Origin of the sequence: Cylindrospermum sp. FACHB-282 (genome assembly GCF_014697195.1) — a bacterium.
GTDB lineage: Bacteria > Cyanobacteriota > Cyanobacteriia > Cyanobacteriales > Nostocaceae > Cylindrospermum.
On record NZ_JACJRJ010000075.1, the window covers coordinates 1 to 19,652 of the forward strand.

At 41.2% G+C, this 19,652-nt stretch carries 12 protein-coding genes; 3 read left to right on the top strand and 9 right to left on the bottom strand.

The window, feature by feature from the left end:
* The first annotated feature begins 193 nt into the window (after positions 1 to 193).
* On the top strand, positions 194 to 2,632 hold the full coding sequence (locus tag H6G32_RS24935; RefSeq protein ID WP_190463238.1) for a serine protease: 2,439 nt from the start codon (positions 194 to 196) through the stop codon (positions 2,630 to 2,632).
* A gap of 329 nt (positions 2,633 to 2,961) precedes the next feature.
* Here H6G32_RS24935 and H6G32_RS24940 read toward each other — a convergent pair whose 3' ends face one another.
* The 4 genes from H6G32_RS24940 to dxs form a co-directional block, all read right to left on the bottom strand.
* A complete protein-coding gene (locus tag H6G32_RS24940; RefSeq protein ID WP_190463241.1) occupies positions 2,962 to 3,405 on the bottom strand; it encodes a hypothetical protein in 444 nt (147 codons plus the stop codon).
* A 27-nt stretch (positions 3,406 to 3,432) separates the two neighbouring features.
* Positions 3,433 to 4,518: an S-methyl-5-thioribose-1-phosphate isomerase gene (gene mtnA, locus H6G32_RS24945; RefSeq protein ID WP_190463244.1), complete on the bottom strand. Its 1,086-nt coding sequence runs from the start codon at positions 4,516 to 4,518 to the stop codon at positions 3,433 to 3,435.
* Between the two features lie 231 nt (positions 4,519 to 4,749).
* The gene (locus H6G32_RS24950) at positions 4,750 to 6,795 is read right to left on the bottom strand and encodes a cation:proton antiporter domain-containing protein (RefSeq protein ID WP_190463246.1); all 2,046 of its coding nucleotides are present in this window, start codon (positions 6,793 to 6,795) and stop codon (positions 4,750 to 4,752) included.
* 231 nt (positions 6,796 to 7,026) lie between these two features.
* Positions 7,027 to 8,934, bottom strand: a complete 1,908-nt coding sequence (gene dxs / locus H6G32_RS24955; RefSeq protein WP_190463248.1) for a 1-deoxy-D-xylulose-5-phosphate synthase — start codon at positions 8,932 to 8,934, stop codon at positions 7,027 to 7,029.
* A gap of 333 nt (positions 8,935 to 9,267) precedes the next feature.
* On the opposite strand from dxs, the gene H6G32_RS24960 reads away from it, so the two are divergent.
* Complete coding sequence (locus H6G32_RS24960) at positions 9,268 to 9,759, top strand: hypothetical protein (protein ID WP_190463250.1); 492 nt, start codon at positions 9,268 to 9,270, stop codon at positions 9,757 to 9,759.
* A gap of 44 nt (positions 9,760 to 9,803) precedes the next feature.
* Here the strand turns inward: H6G32_RS24960 and H6G32_RS24965 are convergent, their stop codons facing one another.
* The 4 genes from H6G32_RS24965 to H6G32_RS24980 all read right to left on the bottom strand — a co-directional run bounded on the left by H6G32_RS24965 (position 9,804) and on the right by H6G32_RS24980 (position 16,230).
* The gene (locus H6G32_RS24965) at positions 9,804 to 10,478 is read right to left on the bottom strand and encodes an S-layer homology domain-containing protein (RefSeq protein WP_190463252.1); all 675 of its coding nucleotides are present in this window, start codon (positions 10,476 to 10,478) and stop codon (positions 9,804 to 9,806) included.
* 87 nt (positions 10,479 to 10,565) lie between these two features.
* Positions 10,566 to 11,894: an ATP-binding protein gene (locus H6G32_RS24970; RefSeq protein ID WP_190463255.1), complete on the bottom strand. Its 1,329-nt coding sequence runs from the start codon at positions 11,892 to 11,894 to the stop codon at positions 10,566 to 10,568.
* Complete coding sequence (locus tag H6G32_RS24975; protein ID WP_190463257.1) at positions 11,879 to 14,773, bottom strand: HEAT repeat domain-containing protein; 2,895 nt, start codon at positions 14,771 to 14,773, stop codon at positions 11,879 to 11,881. The genes H6G32_RS24970 and H6G32_RS24975 overlap by 16 nt, the downstream gene beginning before the upstream one ends.
* 5 nt (positions 14,774 to 14,778) lie before the next feature.
* The gene (locus H6G32_RS24980; protein WP_190463259.1) at positions 14,779 to 16,230 is read right to left on the bottom strand and encodes a hypothetical protein; all 1,452 of its coding nucleotides are present in this window, start codon (positions 16,228 to 16,230) and stop codon (positions 14,779 to 14,781) included.
* Positions 16,231 to 16,662: 432 nt separating this feature from the next.
* Between H6G32_RS24980 and rpiA the strand changes: the two genes are divergently transcribed.
* Positions 16,663 to 17,373, top strand: a complete 711-nt coding sequence (gene rpiA, locus H6G32_RS24985; protein ID WP_190463261.1) for a ribose-5-phosphate isomerase RpiA — start codon at positions 16,663 to 16,665, stop codon at positions 17,371 to 17,373.
* Between the two features lie 315 nt (positions 17,374 to 17,688).
* On the opposite strand, the gene H6G32_RS24990 is transcribed toward rpiA, so the two are convergent.
* Positions 17,689 to 19,326: a tetratricopeptide repeat protein gene (locus tag H6G32_RS24990; RefSeq protein ID WP_190463263.1), complete on the bottom strand. Its 1,638-nt coding sequence runs from the start codon at positions 19,324 to 19,326 to the stop codon at positions 17,689 to 17,691.
* Positions 19,327 to 19,652 lie beyond the last annotated feature (326 nt).

Genomic DNA, 19,652 nt, shown 5'->3' on the forward strand with positions numbered 1-19,652 from the left:
GATTTTGAGCTATAAATTCCTGTAGTTCGCCGATGACTCCACCCACCGCAGGTATCTCTTGTTCTAAATACTGCTTTATCATTGTTCTGTTTTAGACTTGTATGCTCTCTCCGTATTATCTCTTATTTTTTTTCAAAAATCAAATATTATTCCTATATCTACTAATACCAATTCTATGTGAGGCTGCGTTTTATTGCCTGGAAATCTGAATATTCGGAGAGGATGGATATCCCAGGCGCTTATAAATTGCGGAACTATACAAACAAAGTCCCGCTATGCTCATGAGTTTCAACTTAAGCGAAAACTGAGTTGGGGAATACCTGTCACGACTCTTTTAGAACAGGTAAAACCAGAAATTCTCACAGCTTATTCTCTACCTCTACCAAAAATTTCCCAGCAAATACCAGCATTACAATTAACAGGATGGTTAGGGGAACTAGAACAAAAAGCTAAACAAATTACAGTCAAAATTGATAGCAATAATGCTGGAAATGGTTCCGGGATAATTATCGCTAAACAAGGGGATACTTACACAGTTTTAACTGCTGCTCATGTTGTCTGTGAAAGAGTAGATGCAACACAAATCTGTGGAAAAAATAATTATCAAATACTAACACACGATGATAAAAAATATGCTGTGGAACCAAGCAGCATTAAAGTAGAACAAGGGGTAGATTTAGCTGTAGTTAAGTTTCGCTCTCAAGAAAATTATCAAGTTGCAACTCTGGCGAATTATAGTCCCAGAAATGATGAATTTATCTTTACTGCGGGGTATCCCAAATTAGGAGATAAGTCACCTTGGCGATTTACAACAGGGAAGATTTTTAGTCAAGAACAGGGATTATTAACAACTAAAGAATCAGATTTTCAAAGCAATATTTCTGGCAGCTTACAAAGTGCAAGATCCTTAACAGGGGGATATGAGTTAGTGTATAGCAGTATCACCTTTGGCGGCATGAGTGGGGGGCCTGTGTTAGATTCTCAGGGGCGGGTTATTGGTATTCATGGACGCGCAGAGGGAGAAGCAGCCATTGATGAAAAGGTAGGGGATGCTGGCAATAGTGGAGGTAAAGTCCAGATAGGCTATAGTTTAGGCATTCCTATAAGTACCTTTGTGGGAATAGCAACGCGACTGGGTACACAAGGGCAAAAAATAGAAAACACCCCAGCACCGGAACTCAATAAACAAAATATCGAGTCTATTAAAAAAGCCATATTATCAGCAGATGTCTCTAAAGGCAATGCTACTGCTAGTCAATGGTTAGAAAGAGGAAATCAACTGTGGCGGTTAAATCGATATGAGGAAGCAGTCCAAGCTTTTGATGCCGCAATAAAGCTGAAACCATCTTTTATTTACTTAGCTTATTATGGCAAGGGTTTGGTATTAAATAAGCAAAAAAAATATCAAGATTCTATAGCAGTATTCGAGCAAACAGTGAAATATAAGCCTGATTTTGTTGCTGCTTGGCATGAGCAAAGTTTAGTTTATCGAAAATTAAAACAACTTGCTCAAGCATTAGTAGCAATAAATCAAGCGATTAAACTCCAGCCTAAAAACCCAAATTTGTATAATACGAAGTTGTTCGTATTAGATGATTTAACAAAGTATGCAGAAGGAGAGACAGCGATAAATGAGGCGATTAAACTTAATCCCCGTGCATCATATTACAGCAATCGTGGGAGTCTGTACCATGACCAGAAAAAATGGGATTTAGCACTGGCTGATTACACCAAGGCTATCGCAATTAATTCTGAATATGCTAGCGCTTACTACAATCGCGGGAATCTGTACCATGACCAGAAAAAATGGGATTTAGCACTGGCTGATTACACCAAGGCTATCGCAATTAATCCTGAATATGCTAGCGCTTACTACAATCGCGGGAATCTGTACAATGATCAGAAAAAATGGGATTTAGCACTGGTTGATTTCACCAAGGCTATCGCAATTAATCCTGAAGATGCTGAGGTTTACAGCAATCGTGGGATTGTGTATGCTGACCAGAAAAAATGGAATTTAGCACTGGCTGATTTCACCAGGGCTATGGAAATTAATCCTCAACTTGCTAGCGCTTACCGCAATCGTGGGAATCTGTATTATGACCAGAAAAAATGGAATTTAGCACTGGCTGATTACACCAAGGCTATCGCAATTAATCCTGAATATGGTCTAGCTTACTACAATCGCGGGATTGTGTTTCATGACCAGAAAAAATGGAATTTAGCACTGGCTGATTTCACCAAGGCTATCGAAATTAATCCTGAATTTGCTGAGGCTTACAACAATCGCGGGATTGTGTACCGAAATCAGAAAGAATGGGATTTAGCACTGGCTGATTTTACCAAGGCTATCGCAATTAATCCTGAATATGCTACCGCTTACAACAATCGCGGGATTGTGTACCGAAATCAGAAAGAATGGGATTTAGCGCTGGCTGATTACACCAAGGCTATCGCAATTAATCCTGAATTTGCTCTAGCTTATCTCGGTCGAGGATTGGTTTATAATATTAGGGGAGATAAACAGATAGCTATTCAAAATTGGCAGCAAGCAGCGCAACTGTATCTAGCTCAAGGGGATAATGCTATGTATGAACAAATAATGAATATATTAAAAAATATAAGCAAATAAAACAGTCGTTTTCATTGAATGAACTACGCACTATAAATGTAAAGCAGCAAGAAAATTAAAATAAAATAAAATAAGGCTTGTAGTAAGGACTTTAGTCCTGAGAATTATTCCCTTGAGCGATAAATCGCTCACTACAAACCAAGTAATTATTTTACATTTAATGATTTCTAACTATTTATGATGTAGAGATGTTTCAGGGAAAATCTCTACATTTTGTTTGAGATTTCGCTAAATCACTAGGAGCAAATGCGCCATTTTCTGTAATTAACTCTGCGGGGGTGACATCAAAAGCTGGGTTGTAGTATTCGACTTATGTGTGAGTTGGTGTTCTAATTTTTTTTTGTTGGCGATTTTTCACCCAAAATATCTATTTTAACAATCAGAGATTCTTTTTTGCTTTTACCGCAAGGTTCAGCGCTTTGACAATCACTAACTGATTCTATTCCATAAGATAAACTCACTTTCTTATTTAAAAACTTTTCGGGTTCACAAACTTCAAATGACGCGCCGAGATTATGTTCTTTTCCGTTTTCATCTACTAGGGTGGCGTAGCATTTGAGGTCACCATTTACTAACTCTTTGATTGTGCCAATTTTTGGTTGTTCAGTGGTGTTGGCTGGAGTAGCTGTTACAGGTTTTGGGGAAGTTTCAGTTTTGATTTGTTCGACTGTATTTGAGGGCGTTTGCTTGGCTGCATCAGTTTGAGAATTACTACAACTCACTAGCCAGATACTGCAAAAAATTAAGGAAATTGTCGGAATTAATTTTTTCATTGGGAAATTTTTACCTAGCTTTTGGATTTAAACCACTTGCTTTGTTTGAGCTTTTGCTAAATCACTAGGAGCAAATGCACCGTTCTCTGTAATGATGGCTGTAATCAACTTTGCTGGAGTGACATCAAAGGCTGGGTTGTAATATTCAACTCCCGATGGTGTGAGGGTAGTGTCGCCAATTTGGTATATTTCTGTTGGTTCCCGTTCTTCAATGGGGATTTGGCTACCGTCTGTTAGTGCAAAATCAATGGTAGAAAGGGGTGCAGCGACGAAGAAGGGGATATTGTGTGCAATGGTGGCGATCGCTAAACTATAAGTTCCAATTTTATTCGCAGTGTCGCCGTTAGCAGCAATTCTGTCAGCACCCACAACGACAGCATGAATCAAACCCCGTTGCATACAATGGGCGGCCATGTTATCTGTAATCACAGTCACGGGTATCCCTTCTTGCACACATTCCCAAGCGGTGAGTTTTGCACCTTGCAACCGGGGACGGGTTTCATCAGCAAACACCCGCGTTAATCTTCCTTCTCTCCAAGCGGAACGCACTACACCAAGTGCAGTACCATAACCAGCGGTGGCTAAAGCACCGGCGTTGCAATGAGTCAAAATCGTCAGCTTTTCTGGAGTTTTGGGTAATGCGGCTAAACCATGATCACCTATAGCCTGACAGGTTTGTAAATCTTCTGCATTAATGGCTTGGGCGGTTTGCAAAAGAGTTTGTTTAATTTCCTCTACTGTTCCTAAACTTTCGTAGGCAGTTTTCATCATTCTGCCAATTGCCCAAAACAAGTTTACCGCTGTGGGGCGAGTGGAACGCAACAATTCGGCGACTTTCTCTAACTTATCCAGAAATTCGCGGCGTTCGCCTCCGGCGGGCGTTTCGCCATCGCTGGTTTCAATTTCCCTCGCCCCAAGATACATTCCATAAGCCGCAGCGACACCAATTGCCGGCGCACCCCGTACAATCATGGTTTTAATCGCCAGCGCCATATCATCGCTGCGGTGAATTTCTACAAAACTATACTCGTTAGGTAAACGGGTTTGATCGATGAGAGATACTGAGTTATTGTGCCAAATAACGGGATAAACCTGATTTGTGGAAGTTGTCATCGCAATTTTGGATTGGAAATACTTTTGAAAATATAGCGCTTCTAGATGGGATGCAATACACTTTAACCTCTCTCGGATGGGGAGAGAGGCTTTACAGCGATTTTCAGGTAAATAGACCACGCGGTAGGGACACAGCAATGCTGTGTCCCTACTGTGCCCCTACGACAGATGTGGTTCAGATAGATGAAAACTGCTGTAAGACAGTTGTGAATTCTTGCTCAAATGCCTGCGCTAGTGAGGGACGTAGGCAATAATCATCCCAACCTGAGATTGAGTGCGGGCGATCGCTTCTGGTACATCACCGAGAAGCGAAAATATTTGATTTTTCTGCTCAACAGCCCCATTCAACAACAGCAAATCGTTGGTTTTGAGTAACTGTGAAACTTGGCGGACAAAATTACCCCGCACTGTTTGCATAGGTATATCTCCTGGTAATTCGGCAACGTCCAAATCAGCGTTGGCTCCTCGGATAGATACGACTTGCAATAGTTGCAGAGAGGCTTTAAATTCCGTAGCCAAGCTTTTGGCTAAGAGGATACTTTGTCCAAAAGAACTAGCGTAAGTTTGTTGGGTGGTGAAAGCGAAAAATACGCGTTTCGTATGCTCAATGGGTAAGGGAAATCGAGTTACCAACACCGGCACTGAACTACGAAGCACAATTTTGTCGATGACGTTACCAAACAAGTTTTCTTGGTAAGTCGAGTAACCTTTCCAACCGCAAACAATGACACTCGCTTGCTTTTCTTGGGCTACACGGGCAATTCCTTTGTCAATTGATTCATCAATCCGACCAATGGGGGTAACATTAGTCACTGATGCATGGGCAATCATCTCTGCGGTTGAGAGTAACTGATTTTGCCTAGCTTTAGCCTCTGGGGAAATGGGTGTACCCTCCTCCAGTAAAATGTGCAGTGGTAACAGTGTGCCCTTGGCAGATTTGGCGAGGATGATTGCCAACTTTAGCAGGTTATCTTCGGTGTTAGGGTTAGCAACTGGGACTAAAACGCGATCGCCTAAATTTTCGCCTCGACTGGTTTGGGTAACGGTAGCTTCTGACTTGAGATTTTGTCCCCATTTAGCGGTTATCCAAGGAGAACCAACACAGGTAACTAAAATCATGGCGATCGTGCCATTCACAGTTAATTGATCAACCAGCTGAATATTGTAAGCAACGGTGATTGCTGCCAAAGTTGACGCAGCCTGAGCCACCGATAGCCCAAACATCACCATAATATTGTTAAAGTTGTATCCAAATAACTTGCCCGCACCCCAAGCGGGGAGAAACTTGGCAACAATAGCCACAGCCACCATCACACCTGACACCAAGAGCGCTCGCGGTTCTTGAAACAAAATTTTTGGATTCACCAGCATCCCCACAGAAATCAGGAAAAACGGCACAAATAGCGTATTTCCAATGAATTGAATTCGATTCATTAGGGGGCTAAGTTGGGGAATCAGTTGAGTAATGGCCACACCTGCTAAAAAAGCGCCAATAATCGGCTCAATCTGGACTAATTCTGCCCCATAGGACACCACAAACAAGGTAGCCAAAACAAAGGTAAATTCTGCCCCTTCGTCATGGCCAAACCGTTGAAAAAACCATCGTCCAATGCGAGGGACGCCCCAAAGGGTGAGAAAAGTGTAGATAATTAATGAAGGAATCAGGAAGAGCCAGAAACTCAGGGTTAAATTACCTTGATGCGCTTTGACTACCACCGCTAACACCAAAAGCGCCAAAGTATTGGTGATTAACGTACCTCCCAATGTGGCAGTTAAGACTGGCGATCGCATAATTCCCAACTTACTAGCGATCGGTAAGGAAAGCAGGGTATGGGAAGCGAAGCAAGAAGCAACCAGAATTGAAGGCAAAAAACCGTAGCCGATCGCCAACATAGCTACAGTACCTAATCCCATCGGTATAGCAAAGGTAGCTAATCCAAAGATGACCGCCTTATCGGCGTTATATTTCAAGTCATCTAAACTAGTTTCCAGTCCTGCCATGAACATCAGAAACAGCAAACCAACTGTACCTAAAAGCACAATCGTGTTATCCCGTGCCAGCAGTCCCAATCCATTTGGCCCGACCACAACCCCCGCGATAATTAACCCCACAATCCCCGGTAGGCGAATTTTCTCAAACAGCAGGGGCGCAATCAGCATAATCCCCAAAATCATCAAAAAGACGGGCACTGGGTCTTTTAACGGTGTGGTAAATATTGCAGACAGCGGTAAATCACTCACTCTCAGCCCTAAAGTTGCGATCGCATCTGGTTTCATAGATGTTTGTTAGGCACTATAACTACACTGAAATCAAATCTTTAGTACCATCTCAAAACACTAATCCCATCGGTAACTGTTTTCAGATATATATTGAGGAAATTAGATGCAATTTCTGTCTAAAGATAGTTCAGTCAGGAAATTTAATAAAGTCTTGAGTTTAGAAATTCGACTAATTCAGCTTTCTTTGTAGAGTGGGTATTACCCACCCTACCTCAAATTAAGAACTAACTAGACAACAGCAGATGCTTGCTTCTGAAAGAAAGCTTGCAAAACTCTTTCCGCTATTTGCCGACTAGTTAAACCTAATGCTGCATAAGATTCATCTGGTGTAGCATGATCTACCAAAATATCTGGCACACCGATGCGCTTCACCGGCACCAAAATATCAGTATCCATTAGGGCCTCTGCCACCGCAGAACCAAAGCCACCCATGAGACAGCCTTCTTCTAAAGTGACAACGCGCCCAATTTGCTTCGCCAAAGGCAAAATCAAGTCAGTATCCAAAGGCTTGACAAAACGGGCATTAATCACAGTCGCTTCAATGCCATGTTCGCTGAGAATTTCCGCAGCTTGCATCGCTGTATAGACCATCGAACCATAGCCAAGGATTAACACATCATCGCCCTGGCGGAGAATTTCGCCTTTGCCGATTTCTAGAGGTTCCCAACCTTCTTCCATCAGAGGGACGCCGTAGCCATTGCCACGGGGAAAGCGCATAGCAATTGGTCCACTGGTATGGTTAACCCCTGTCACCACCATGCGTTGCAGTTCCGCTTCGTCTTTGGGTGCCATCACCACAATGTTGGGAATACAACGCAGATAAGCAATGTCATACATACCTTGATGGGTGGGGCCATCAGCACCAACAATTCCTGCCCTATCTAGGCAAAAGAATACAGGCAGGTTTTGAATGCAAACATCATGGATGATCTGGTCGTAGGCACGTTGTAGGAAAGTAGAATAGATAGCCGCTATGGGGCGCATTCCTTCAGTAGCCAGTCCTGCTGCCAAGGTGACAGCGTGTTGTTCAGCAATGCCAACATCAATATATTGATTGGGCAGTTTTGCCTGAAGCTTGTCTAAACCTGTACCCGTTGCCATTGCTGCCGTAATCCCCACAATTTTCGGGTTTTGTTCAGCAAGTTTTACTAAGGTGTGAGAAAAGACTTTAGCATAAGCGGGGGGTTTGGGCTTGCTGGAGGGAATAGCTTTGCCAGTTGTCACATTAAAGGGGTTTTGGGCATGGTAGCCGACTTGGTCTAGTTCGGCAATTTCGTAACCTTTACCTTTGGTGGTGACTACATGCACTAAAACAGGCCCTGGCATTTGATGGGCCTGTTGGAAGGTAGCAATTAATTCCTCTAAGTTATGCCCATCTACTGGCCCCATATAGGTAAAGCCCAGTTCTTCAAAGACTGCGCCAACTTTGGGAACGGCCAAGCGCTTCATACCTTCTTTGATGCGTTCTAGTTCGGGAGACAGGGATTCACCAACAAAGGGAATTTGTTTGAATTGTCCCTCAAAATTATCTTTGATAAACTGCACCGGAGCACTGAGGCGCATTTTATTGAGGTAGCGGGGAATCGCGCCCACGTTGGGAGAGATGGACATCTCGTTGTCATTGAGAACAACCAGCAGGCTAGTTTTGGGTAGGTGTCCAGCATGGTTGATGGCTTCTAAAGCCATACCCCCTGTCAGGGCCCCATCGCCAATTACAGCGACGGCTTTAAATTTTTCCCCTTTCAAGTCTCTGGCTAAAGCCATACCCAAAGCAGCGGAAATACTGGTAGAAGCGTGTCCCGCTCCAAAGTGGTCAAACTTATTTTCACAGCGCTTGAGATAACCGGCAACTCCATTTTTTTGCCTGAGAGTGTGGAAGTTGCTGTAGCGTCCTGTAAGTAGTTTGTGGGGATAAGCTTGATGTCCTACATCCCAAATAACTTTATCCCGATCCAAATCCAGCGTCTGGTAAAGCCCTAGGGTTAATTCTACAACTCCCAAACCGGGCCCCAAATGCCCTCCTGTTGCTGCTACGGTTTGTAAGTGCTTATCTCGAATCTGACGGGCAATTTGTTGCAATTGCCGAATCGACAAACCATGCAACTGGTTAGGATGGGTGATTTCACTCAGGTGCATATTATAGGATTTTCCTCTCTCTAAACTCTACTTCTGGCATTCTTTTGATTTTCCCATGCTGGGACAGCCACAAGAATAATACTGTTACCAAGTTGTAATCTAAAGCATAATTAAGGTAATTAGCTAATGGCTTTTTATGATTCCAGCCCGTTATGTCAGCAAAGGATGATCCTGTTATAAGTAACTTATAATACAAATAATAATTTCGTACTTATGGGAGTACCGTAAGAAACCTATTGGATTAATGTGATACTCAGGGTGGTTAAATTTGCCTGTGGTTTTAGGGCTGTTTTCTACGGTACTAGTTTTTTTGATTAGCACAAGATCAACAAGATGAAAAAGCTGCTTTTAACTCTCGCCGTCATAATAGGGATAGTTTTAGCGATCGCATTTACAGCCATAGCTCCTGCTCAGGCTATTACCTATGATTTTACCTGGAATGGTAAGGGGAATTATTCAGCTAAGGGTTCATTTAGTTTTGATGAAAAAATAGCCCCAACCTCTTTTTCCGAAAGTGGGACGGGGAAAACTAATTTTTTAGAGTCGCTGAATATCTCGTTTTTAGATGCTGCTAATAATGTCATTTCTGCTTATGATAATGTTGTCAACCGCATCTCCACAACTAACTATTTCAAGTTCAATTTCAACGCAAAAACGCAAGAAGTTTTTGGTTTAATCGATTTTGGTGGTGAGGTAGCAGGCGACACTTATTTAAAAGGGATAGTTAATTCTAACTTATCACTGTTTCAGGTTTCGCAATCAGGTACTGATTTCAGCAGAGATAAAAATTCAGGCTCTCTGTTTGTTAAAGCCGTACCTGAATAAAATTCTCTGTTGGGTCTAAGAACAAATTCTTTGACATTGGTATATTATAAACTTTGGGGCGCACCAGGAACCACTGGTGTGTCTGGTTGTTGCTGTTGGCGTTGCAAATATTTGCTCAAAAGGTAGGCCATATCACCCCGTGTCATTGGCCGTAATGGGGCAATATTACCTTGGGCGTCTGTATTGATAAAGCCTTCACTCACTACTGTGGCGATCGCCTTTTTAGCCCACGGGGGGATAGATACTGCATCTGCATAAGGGCTGAGAATTTCGTTGACACTGTCATCAGAAAATTGAAATACACCATAAGCTTGGGCGAAAATAGCTAAAGCTTCGGCCCTAGTTATTCTTTGGTTGGGGAAAAATAGATTCCCCCGGTAGCCTTTCATAATATCTGTTTTGAGAACTATCTGTATATCGTTAAATGCCCAATAAGAAATAGGAACATCTGGCACTGATATGGTATTTTTTTGTTTAGCTGCTTGGCGTTTGTCCAGTTGAAAGGACTTGACTAAAATCGAGGCTAATTCTGCCCGATTAATCAACCTTTCTGGATAAAATTGTCCATCTGGCAAATTGCTCATCAACTTGGCATTTAGAACCTGTTGAATAGAATTAGGTTCTATTTCTGCACTACTTTCTAGGGCTTGTGCATGAACAATTGAGGGAAAGCTTTGTAGTAGTGCTACCAAGGAAACTGTACCTAGTAAATGCTGCATATTCCTCATAATCCAATTTTGAATCTGCTATGTTTACTTTAGTTTGTTTTACGAGCGACCGCGATTTTAATGGATGACTTATCATAGTTACTGTTGTGCAACCCAGTCAGCAAAAACCAGCGAGCCAATTGTATAAATATCATCATTTTTTCTCAAAATTATACCAGTCCCTATAAGCACATCTAATGAATCTGCCACTTCACCATAACTAAGACGGGTTTGCTCAACTAAAGTTTCAATACTACCTTGATGATTGTGAATCAAAGCATGATACACTTTTCGTTCATGTTCGCTAAAGCTATAGGAGCGTTGAGTATCGTTCCACCAAGCTGAAAAATCGCGGTCATGTTGACGTAAAAGCTCAAGTTTGATGTTTTCTAAAGAACGAGATTTATTTTTGCGAAAATCATCAAAAATCATGTTGAGCATTTGCTGAGTTAAATAAGGATGCCCACCTGCCCATTCGATGACTAGTTGAATTTGTTCTTCAGTTAAAGATATCTCCTCAAATTGACTTCTTTGAAGAATCAATTCGCGGATTTCTAAAGTATCCAAGGTTGTTAACCAACCAACTTCAGCTATGTTTAGTAGTGGTGAACCTACAGCTTGTTGGTAATCTTTTAAATTTCGGTATCCAGATAACAATAATCCGATAAAAGGTTTCAGAGCCGTGTCAGTATCTTTTAAACCTCTAAGATAACTCCAAGCATCATTTGCCCAAGCTTGGCTAATAATAAACTCTGACCCATCCAAAAGAAAACAAACGCCTTCAAAGTGCAATTCTTGAAGTTCTTTAATTGTCTTTAGTAAAGCTTGCCGAAAATCTTCATGGTTTAACTTTCGCTCATGGTCAGGGTTATTAACGTTTAACTTTACATTGATTGCTGTCAGGAAGCTAACAGTTACTTCACCTCCTACAACTTGACGGAGAAACTGTTGGTACATCTGCCGTAATTCTGCTCCCGGTATCTGCCGCCAACGATTAATTGCCTCCCGTAGACGAGCAATTAGTAAATATCTGAAACTATCTAAATCTTTGGGTTGTTCTACCTGTAAACTAATAAAAACTGGAAAAGCTGGACTAATATCTCTAACTGACGTTTCTTGAGTATTATTAGATGCTTTGGCTTGATGTTTAAATATTTTATAAAATGTAGGAAATAACTTTTCTATCCATTCTGAATTGTTGTTGATATCTGAACTTTGATTTGAGTGAGTATTGAGATTTAGTAAGTTCCACTCAATGGCGCGGAGAAGAGAGGTTTTGCCGATGCGGCGTCCACCTAGGAGAATACGAACTTGAAAAGGCGAATGTTTAACTTTTTCCAGCAATTCATTTCGTCCAAAAAAGTAAGGAGGATCTGTAATTGCAACTCGAAAGTTATCAAAGGGACGCTGCTCTAATGAATCTGCCATTTTTTAATTTCCTCCTCTCCCATTTCCAATTGCAACCAACGAGACAGCATCGGCACTTTGCTGTAATAATAATCATTGTTTTCTTGTTCTACTCTAACCACCAATCCCACCATTTCTAACCAAAGTAGAGCATCTAAACACTGACTTTCAGTAAACATTTTACCCAAAAATGCCTGTAATTCTTCTTGGTTCACGCCATTAGCTAACTCTGGGTTACAAGCCAGCACTCGCAGAACAGCCATTGCTGATGCAAAGTTACGTTTCTGTAAATCTGCCCAAATATTTTGCCCAAAATAGTCTTTCAAAATGCTAGAATAAGTAAAAGGTTTTTTGATGTAACGCTGTGCATCTGACCAAGAAATTAAACCATTATCAACTTCTAGCACTTTAGCGCAAAGAAGACTGGCAATTTGTCTAGCTATAAATGGATGACCACCGCTTTCTTGATGAATAGCAGTTAAAGTCTCTTGGTCAAATGCTCGACCCATTAACCGACTAATATCAGTGAGCATAGTTGTTGTTTCTTCCGCCGAAAAGGGAGAAAGAAACACTTCTTTAAAAAAGCTAAAAACTGGGTTTGTGGGTACTCCTGTTTGCTGCCATTGATTAATTCGGTTACAATCAGGATGAACATCGGCAATGAGAAACCCAAGCTGTCGTTGTTCTTGACTAAGCGATCGCAATACTCCAAAACAGGCGTTAAATTCTTCTACTTTTTCGGGAGGATCTGTCGGAGTTGGCAGAATCCGTTCTATTTCATCTAAAAAACAAATAATCGGTGGTTTATAACCAGTTTTGGTCAATACTTCAGTTAGTTGGCTGATACGTTGGATAAATTCTGTAGTTAAATCTGTGGCTGGCAGGTCACGGCTAAATGGTGTAAACTTCAACCTTTGGGACGCTTCACGGTTTTTGAGCAGCAAAGAAAGTTTTTGGACTATTTCATTAAAAAATTCTGCACCATAGCGCGGTTTACCACCATAAGGCTGTAGATCAATATGTACAACTGGGTGGTGTCGCAAAGAAAAACCCAACTGTAGCAAAATCGAGGTTTTTCCTGATTTGCGGAGTCCAAAAAGTCCCACTCCTTGTTTTCTGAGTAATTCTTCTTCTAGACGATGCAGCAGTTTCCCTCGACCAAAAAATGAAAGAGTATCCCCAATAGCATTACGATCATCAAATAAGTCTGCGCCAGGTAAATAGCGATCGCAATATTCAGCCAGCAACCCTGTACAAGCCGCACTATCCACCACCACCTGTTCCACTGCTGCTAAGGGGATGGGAATCAGGACAAAATGCTCAGACAAGCGCACCTCAGCCATCCGCACCCGAAATATGGTATCTGGTGTTTCTCGATAAAGTAATATCCCGGCACGTTTTTGGCGATTATTTGCTAGCCTTTCAGCATACTGCACTAACTCAGTTACATCTTGGTCATGGGGTTGATCAATTGCTAGTAAAACAGGTAAAGGAGAATAAGCTTCGAGCCGTCCTGATTTTAATACAATCTTTAATCCCCGCTTACCTTCGCGGCTGACTTTTGCTCCTGTTTGTTCTAAAAAAAGTTGTGCAGATGCTAACACCTGATTTAAAATTTTTTGCTCTTGTCTAGCTGTTACTATTGCTCTCGTGAACCGCAAGAAAAATACTGGCCGCAACCAAATAAGTGAAACTCCAGTTGATGACAGTAAGATAAATCCCCAAAAAATAATATTGAGAGTTAAATCAAGACTGCGAACTCTTTGTTGGTCTTTGAGTGCATCCAATGTCTGAGTAATAGGTTCTATATCTTTTGCTTCAAATCTAGTTTTTAGAAGCTCTTTTTGAGCAGGCTGCAAAACGGATACGGTTTGAGCTAAATTTGATATAGCTTGGTCTAAATCCGCTGTGGATAGTTTTGCTGCTCTATCCTGAAGACTTTTACTAATTATACCCAACGCAGAAACAGACCCTTGACGGACAAACTGGTTATCACTTTTCAGCGCTTCTTTCAGATTAGAAACAACTGGTAATCCCATTTCAACTAGAGCATAAGTTGCACCTTGACGAACGGCTTCATTATCATTTTTTAATGCTTCCACAAGTAGAGGAACAGCACCAATTTTACCTAGAGCAAAAGTTGTTCTTTGACGAACTACTGCATCTTCATCTTTAAGTAAGTTTAGCAGCACAGGAACCGCTGATTTTGCCAGAGTACCAATGTTACCCAAAGCATGAACTGTATTTGCGCGTACTTGCCAATTTGGATCATTGAGTTTTGTTGTTAAAATTGTAATTGCTGCTTGTGCTTCTGGGCCAATTTGTCCTAATGCTGCAATTACTTTGTATTGAATTTTTGGATTATTATCTTTCAGCGCGTCCATTAAAGCGGGAACTGCTGTTTTTGCATCTACACCAATTTTTCCTAAAGCAGAAATAGCATTTAAGCGAACATCTATATTATTATCTTTTAAGGTAGCAATTAGTGGAGAAACAGCAGGTGAACCAATCCTACTTAAAGCTGTAGCTGCTTCTTGTCTGACTTCTTCATCTTGATCTTGTAATGTAGCGATTAGATCAGGAATTGCAATTTGAGCTTTTAAACCAATTTTTCCTAAAGCGTTAGCAGCACTCATCCGCACTAACGGATTCTCATCTTTGAGTGTTTCGATAAGTTCAGAAATTGCGCTTTCTGCTTCGGGGCCAATTCTCCCTAAAGCCATAGCTGCATTCCATCGTTCTTGGTGGTTTTTGTCTCTTAATTGTTGAGTGTAAGTAGAAATTTCTTCTTTTATCGGGTTTTGTGTGCAGCCACTAGAAGCTATCAGCAAAGACAATGAAAGTCCCAAGCTTATAAACTTGAGGAATGGAGATAATTTTTGTCTTTTGTGCTGATTCATAATTTTTATTTTAAATTCAAGGTTCCTTTATATTTAGCACTGTAGTTGAGAGGGATATAATTACTATCTCCTGGTTTTCCTTGCAACCAATCAAATTGTTTACTCAAGGAAATAGACATTGTGCCATTCTCAGAAACATGATAAATCCATTTAGCATCTTTACATATTGCAGAAGATTCAATACCTGGAACTTGTTGAGGCCAATTACCTTGCTTGTTAGCAATTTCTTTAATTTGGATAATTTTTTGGGTTAGTTCTATTTGCAGTGCAGTTTTCATCACTTTTCGCCATTGAGATAACCATAATGTATCTGCTGAACTATCTTTTAGAATCCACCATGCAAGTGCAATTTTATATTTTTTCACAACCTTTTCTGGTTCAAATGAGCAAAAATATTCTTTGGGTAATTCACGGACTGTTTGGTTCATTTTCTCCCAAGAATCAACACCTGCTAGCCGAAAGTATGGTTTGTGGAGTGGATATAAGAATGGTAAATCAATAGCATCGGGTGTATTGATATAGTAGTCAGAATTAGCAACAAAAAAGTTTTGCGGGTAACTGGGTAGTTGTAAGTTTAAAGTAGGTGATACTGAATAAATCGAAAAAACATAGTTTTCATAACTTCTAGGAGTTATGGTTCTTGAGGTATTGCTAAAACCAAATGCTTCACCTTCTAGAGATGTCAAAAAAGATTGGGGAAAATTATAGTTAATAACTCGTTCAAGACGTGATTGCCAGACAGGAGGTATGGTTGCCATTTTCCGCATTACAGGTATTTGTTGCCTCGCTAAAATAATAGCAACCAATTGAGAGATAAATTCAGGTCTTTTAACAAGAGATTGATGTAATTTCCATGATACTTCTAGACTCTTTAAAGCTTCTTTATTTTGTCCTAAATGGGTTTTCTCTAAAATATTTAGAGTAAGCAGTTTTTGGAGCCTAGCGAAACTCAAAAAACTAGGGAAAGGATCTTCGGCAGTGTAATTACTGATATCCTGAATTTCCCATTGAGGTAATTCACTATTGAGGATATGGGTTTGAACTGCTTCTAACAAACTTGCATTAGATGAGAGATATTGCCGCAATTTTTCTGGTGGAATATCTATTTCATCAGTTGGTTTTCTTAACTGAGTATTTAAGTAATTATCGATTTCTTTATAAATATCCTGAAATTGTTTTGCTTTTGCTTCATATCCAGAACTATGAAGATAACGAGTAGGTGTTGTTCTTAAACCCAGACCAACTGGAACGCCTAATTTAGCGGTTAATTCTTCTAGCTTTAGGGCTGAGTTATTAGCTTCTGTTTTAGGGAATTGTTTTCTAAACTGTGCTTTTGCTGCGTCAATTTTTTGCTCTTGTTCTGTAGCAATCAAGTTACCGACAACGAGCCAAATTGCTAATGTTATGATTAATCCGGAGAAAGACCAGATAAAAAATTGTCTATTTACTTTTCCCATATTGCTTTTAATAACAAGTTGCAGAAAACTTAAAGTTATAGGGTTTCTCCGTTTTGTGTCGCACGGGTTGACCTCACCCTGGTTTTGCTATCGCTTTACCTGTCCCTCTCCTTACGAAGGAGAGGGATGTGTGTTAGGGAAGGGTGAGGGTGGAAAATATTTTTGGGTAATTGGATAAATTGTGTGTACGCCTTAGGCTGTTTTGTGGAGGGGGTTGGGGGAGTGGTTCCAAGATGTAATTCATTTAACTGAGAACTGCATATATTTTTGTTTTGATTTTAGTCTATTTACGGATATTTTGTGTATAAAAAATAGGTTTATTTCGCCGAAATCAAGAGAAATTTGGCATTAGAGACTTTTTCGCTGGTGCGAATGTAGTATATTCGGCTGTGATAGTGCCTTCCATTTAGTTGATTTTTTAGGAGTTTGGGAATGACCGCAGCAGCAGATCCCTTGAAGTTGATGAAGCAAGAAGTTGGCAAAGCCGCCGCCGCTTTGGTAAAATCAGACTCGATTGTTGGTTTGGGTACGGGGTCAACGACGGCGTACACAATTCAGTTTTTGGGAGAACGTCTCAAATCTGGTGAACTTAAAGATATAATCGGTGTCCCGACTTCGTTTCAGTCGGAAGTGTTAGCGAAACAGTACGGCGTTCCTCTCACGACTCTAGACGCCGTTGACCATATCGATATTGCTATTGATGGCGCGGATGAGGTTGATCCCCACAAAAACTTGATTAAAGGCGGCGGTGCGGCACATACGCGGGAAAAAGTCGTAGATTACTTAGCAGAGCAATTTATTGTGGTAGTGGATAGCGGTAAGTTGGTAGAACGCTTGGGTTCTAGCTTTGCTGTGCCGGTAGAAGTTATCCCAATGGCGATCGCACCTGTGACTAATGCTATCAAAAAACTCGGCGGTAAACCAGAACTCCGTATGGGTGTGAAAAAAGCTGGCCCAGTTATCACTGATCAAGGCAATTTTGTATTAGATGTTAGGTTTGATTCTATTAGCGACCCCGTGAATCTGGAAAAAACACTGAATAATATTCCGGGTGTTCTCGAAAATGGCATCTTTGTTAATTGTGTCGATTTAGTTTTAATTGGTGAAGTTATTAATGGTCAACCGGTGGTAAGACAACTGTAAACAATTCAAAATTCAAAATTCAAAATTCAAAATTGTTCGCGTAGCTTGTGCGTAGTGAAGACTGTTGCATAAGGGGATGTAAACCCCGACTGAAACACAAGCTACCTGTAGATGAAGGGGTATTAGACCCTAACATCGTGGTAAAACTCAGTTTTGAAACAAGATAGGACTTACGCTTTCATTATGAAGAAACAAACCGCAAAGGGCGCACGCGCGCAGCGTTCGCGAAGCGTGCCGTAGGCTCTTGCCCGTAGGGCTGTAGGGCGCAAAGGAAGAAAAGTTTTAGAGGGTTGTTGCTTAAGTCTTACAAGATACTCAGCTTCGGAGATTTTGAACCTGTAGCTGAGTATCGCTATTTTTCTCGACTTTTGCTAATTCAGCTTGTACAAGTTGTGCTTGCAAGGTTGCTTGTAAGCCAAGTAGAGAAAGCCGTTTATGGGGATATTTTTGCAAATCTGCACGAAAGACTTTTTCAGCGGCTGCATAGTCACCCTTAGCTAATAGCACATCACCCAAAGCGAACCTTGTAGGAATATACCAGGCTGGTGGTTCGATATAATTGAGGGCATCTTCTTGTGATACTGCTGTTTCTAAGAATTTAATGGCAGAGTCATAATTTCCTTCGGCTGTAGCAATTTTAGCCTGTAACAGGTTGGCGGCAATGTCGAGAATTTGATTTGCAGTACTTAAGCCAATGACTGCGGTGACAGGAATTGTTTTTTGGCATTCTAGTAAGGCATTGCTATCGCCTTTTGCTTTTTCTATTTTACCTGTAGCGGCATTCGCCATCCCGTGAGCAAAATGCCAGAGTGGTTTGGTAGTCACTAATTTGGCATCGGGAGCAGGAGTCTTTAAGATATCATCCCAATCTCCAAAGTAGACCTGAATCAAAATTTTGGTGCTTAGGTAGCTCTCAATCATTGGTAAAACAGGGACAAGTGGAGTAGCATTTGCCACTAATTTATCTGCGGCTTGGAGAGCATCCTCATGTCTGCCTGCCATAGCGCTGGCGATTGCGAGAAAATGGATATTGTGGTTATAGTACATCCAGGGATAAATGCCCTCGACGATATGATTTTTTAGAAAATAAGTTTCATCTTGAGCGATCGCCTGCTGATTTGATGCCATCGCCCTCTGATAATCTCCCACACGGAAATAAATATGGGAAGGCATATGCACCAAGTGTCCTGCTGCTGGTACTAGGGTTTCTAGTCGTTTAGCACTTTTGAGGGCACGTTCTGGGGAAGGTGAAGCTTCAACTGCGTGAATATAGTAATGATTGGCTCCAGGATGGTTGCGATCGCGCTGGATTACCGATTCTAAAACAGTAATAATCTCTAGTGTATCTGCCTGTGGTTTACCATCATGACTCCAGAGATCCCAAGGATGCAAATCCATCAGGCTTTCCGCGTAAAGTGTTGCTGCATCTAAGTCATCAGGATAGCGCTGGACGAGGTTTTGCATCGCTTTTGCATAGTTTACCGCCAGTTGATACAAATCTGCATGAGGATTGTGGGAGTAACGTTTTGCTAAAGCATTAATGTAGTCTTGTTCTGGGGCTGATGCTTGGGGAGAAAGTGCTAAAGCTTGCTGTACTGCTTGATCAGCGACTTGTTCCCGATCAGGGTCGATATCTAAGTTTATATTTGCTCCTAAGCCAAGAGCAATACCCCAATATGCGATCGCCAAATGCGGATCAAGTTCGGCAGCTTTTTTAAAAGAACGCACCGCTTCATCATGGTTAAAGGCGTAAATCAAATTTAGCCCCTGATCAAAAAACTTTTGTGCTTCTGGATTATCGGTAGAAACTGGATGGTGATGTGTACCGAGTCCAGACATTAAGCTATAGGGATGTTTTGCTTGTGCATTCGCGAACAGCGGGGCGTAGCCCATTGCCTCGCTAGGAACAATTAAGGACAATATCAGCACCAAAACTAAAAATAAGTACTTCATTTTCAAAATTCCAGAATTTTTTATAAACTCTATTTTTTTCCCTAGTTCTTCTCTATTGCTCTCTAAATTTTGAACTATCAAAGGCACAGAGGATATCAAACCTGAGAATTAACTAGACAGTATCCTGCTTAACAAGCTAGTGCTTCTAACCACAGGAGTCCTATCTGATTTTGAGCAGTATTTTAGATGAAACCTGATAAAACAAACGGGCTTTTCAGCTTGAACAGCAAGGAGCCTCTCACCTACCCGCAAGGGAGGTGACGAGAGGAATTGCGAGACAAAAACGAAACGTCCCTTGACCACATCAATCCGCAGGATTGACCGAG

Bases quoted from the DNA above. Each gene is read 5' to 3' on its own strand.
- H6G32_RS24950 (WP_190463246.1), bottom strand. From the start codon at position 6,795: ATGAAACCAGATGCGATCGCAACTTTAGGGCTGAGAGTGAGTGATTTA.
- dxs (WP_190463248.1), bottom strand. From the start codon at position 8,934: ATGCACCTGAGTGAAATCACCCATCCTAACCAGTTGCATGGTTTGTCG.
- rpiA (WP_190463261.1), top strand. From the start codon at position 16,663: ATGACCGCAGCAGCAGATCCCTTGAAGTTGATGAAGCAAGAAGTTGGC.
- H6G32_RS24970 (WP_190463255.1), bottom strand. From the start codon at position 11,894: ATGGCAGATTCATTAGAGCAGCGTCCCTTTGATAACTTTCGAGTTGCA.
- H6G32_RS24960 (WP_190463250.1), top strand. From the start codon at position 9,268: ATGAAAAAGCTGCTTTTAACTCTCGCCGTCATAATAGGGATAGTTTTA.
- H6G32_RS24965 (WP_190463252.1), bottom strand. From the start codon at position 10,478: ATGCAGCATTTACTAGGTACAGTTTCCTTGGTAGCACTACTACAAAGC.
- mtnA (WP_190463244.1), bottom strand. From the start codon at position 4,518: ATGACAACTTCCACAAATCAGGTTTATCCCGTTATTTGGCACAATAAC.
- H6G32_RS24940 (WP_190463241.1), bottom strand. From the start codon at position 3,405: ATGAAAAAATTAATTCCGACAATTTCCTTAATTTTTTGCAGTATCTGG.
- H6G32_RS24990 (WP_190463263.1), bottom strand. From the start codon at position 19,326: ATGAAGTACTTATTTTTAGTTTTGGTGCTGATATTGTCCTTAATTGTT.
- H6G32_RS24980 (WP_190463259.1), bottom strand. From the start codon at position 16,230: ATGGGAAAAGTAAATAGACAATTTTTTATCTGGTCTTTCTCCGGATTA.
- H6G32_RS24975 (WP_190463257.1), bottom strand. From the start codon at position 14,773: ATGAATCAGCACAAAAGACAAAAATTATCTCCATTCCTCAAGTTTATA.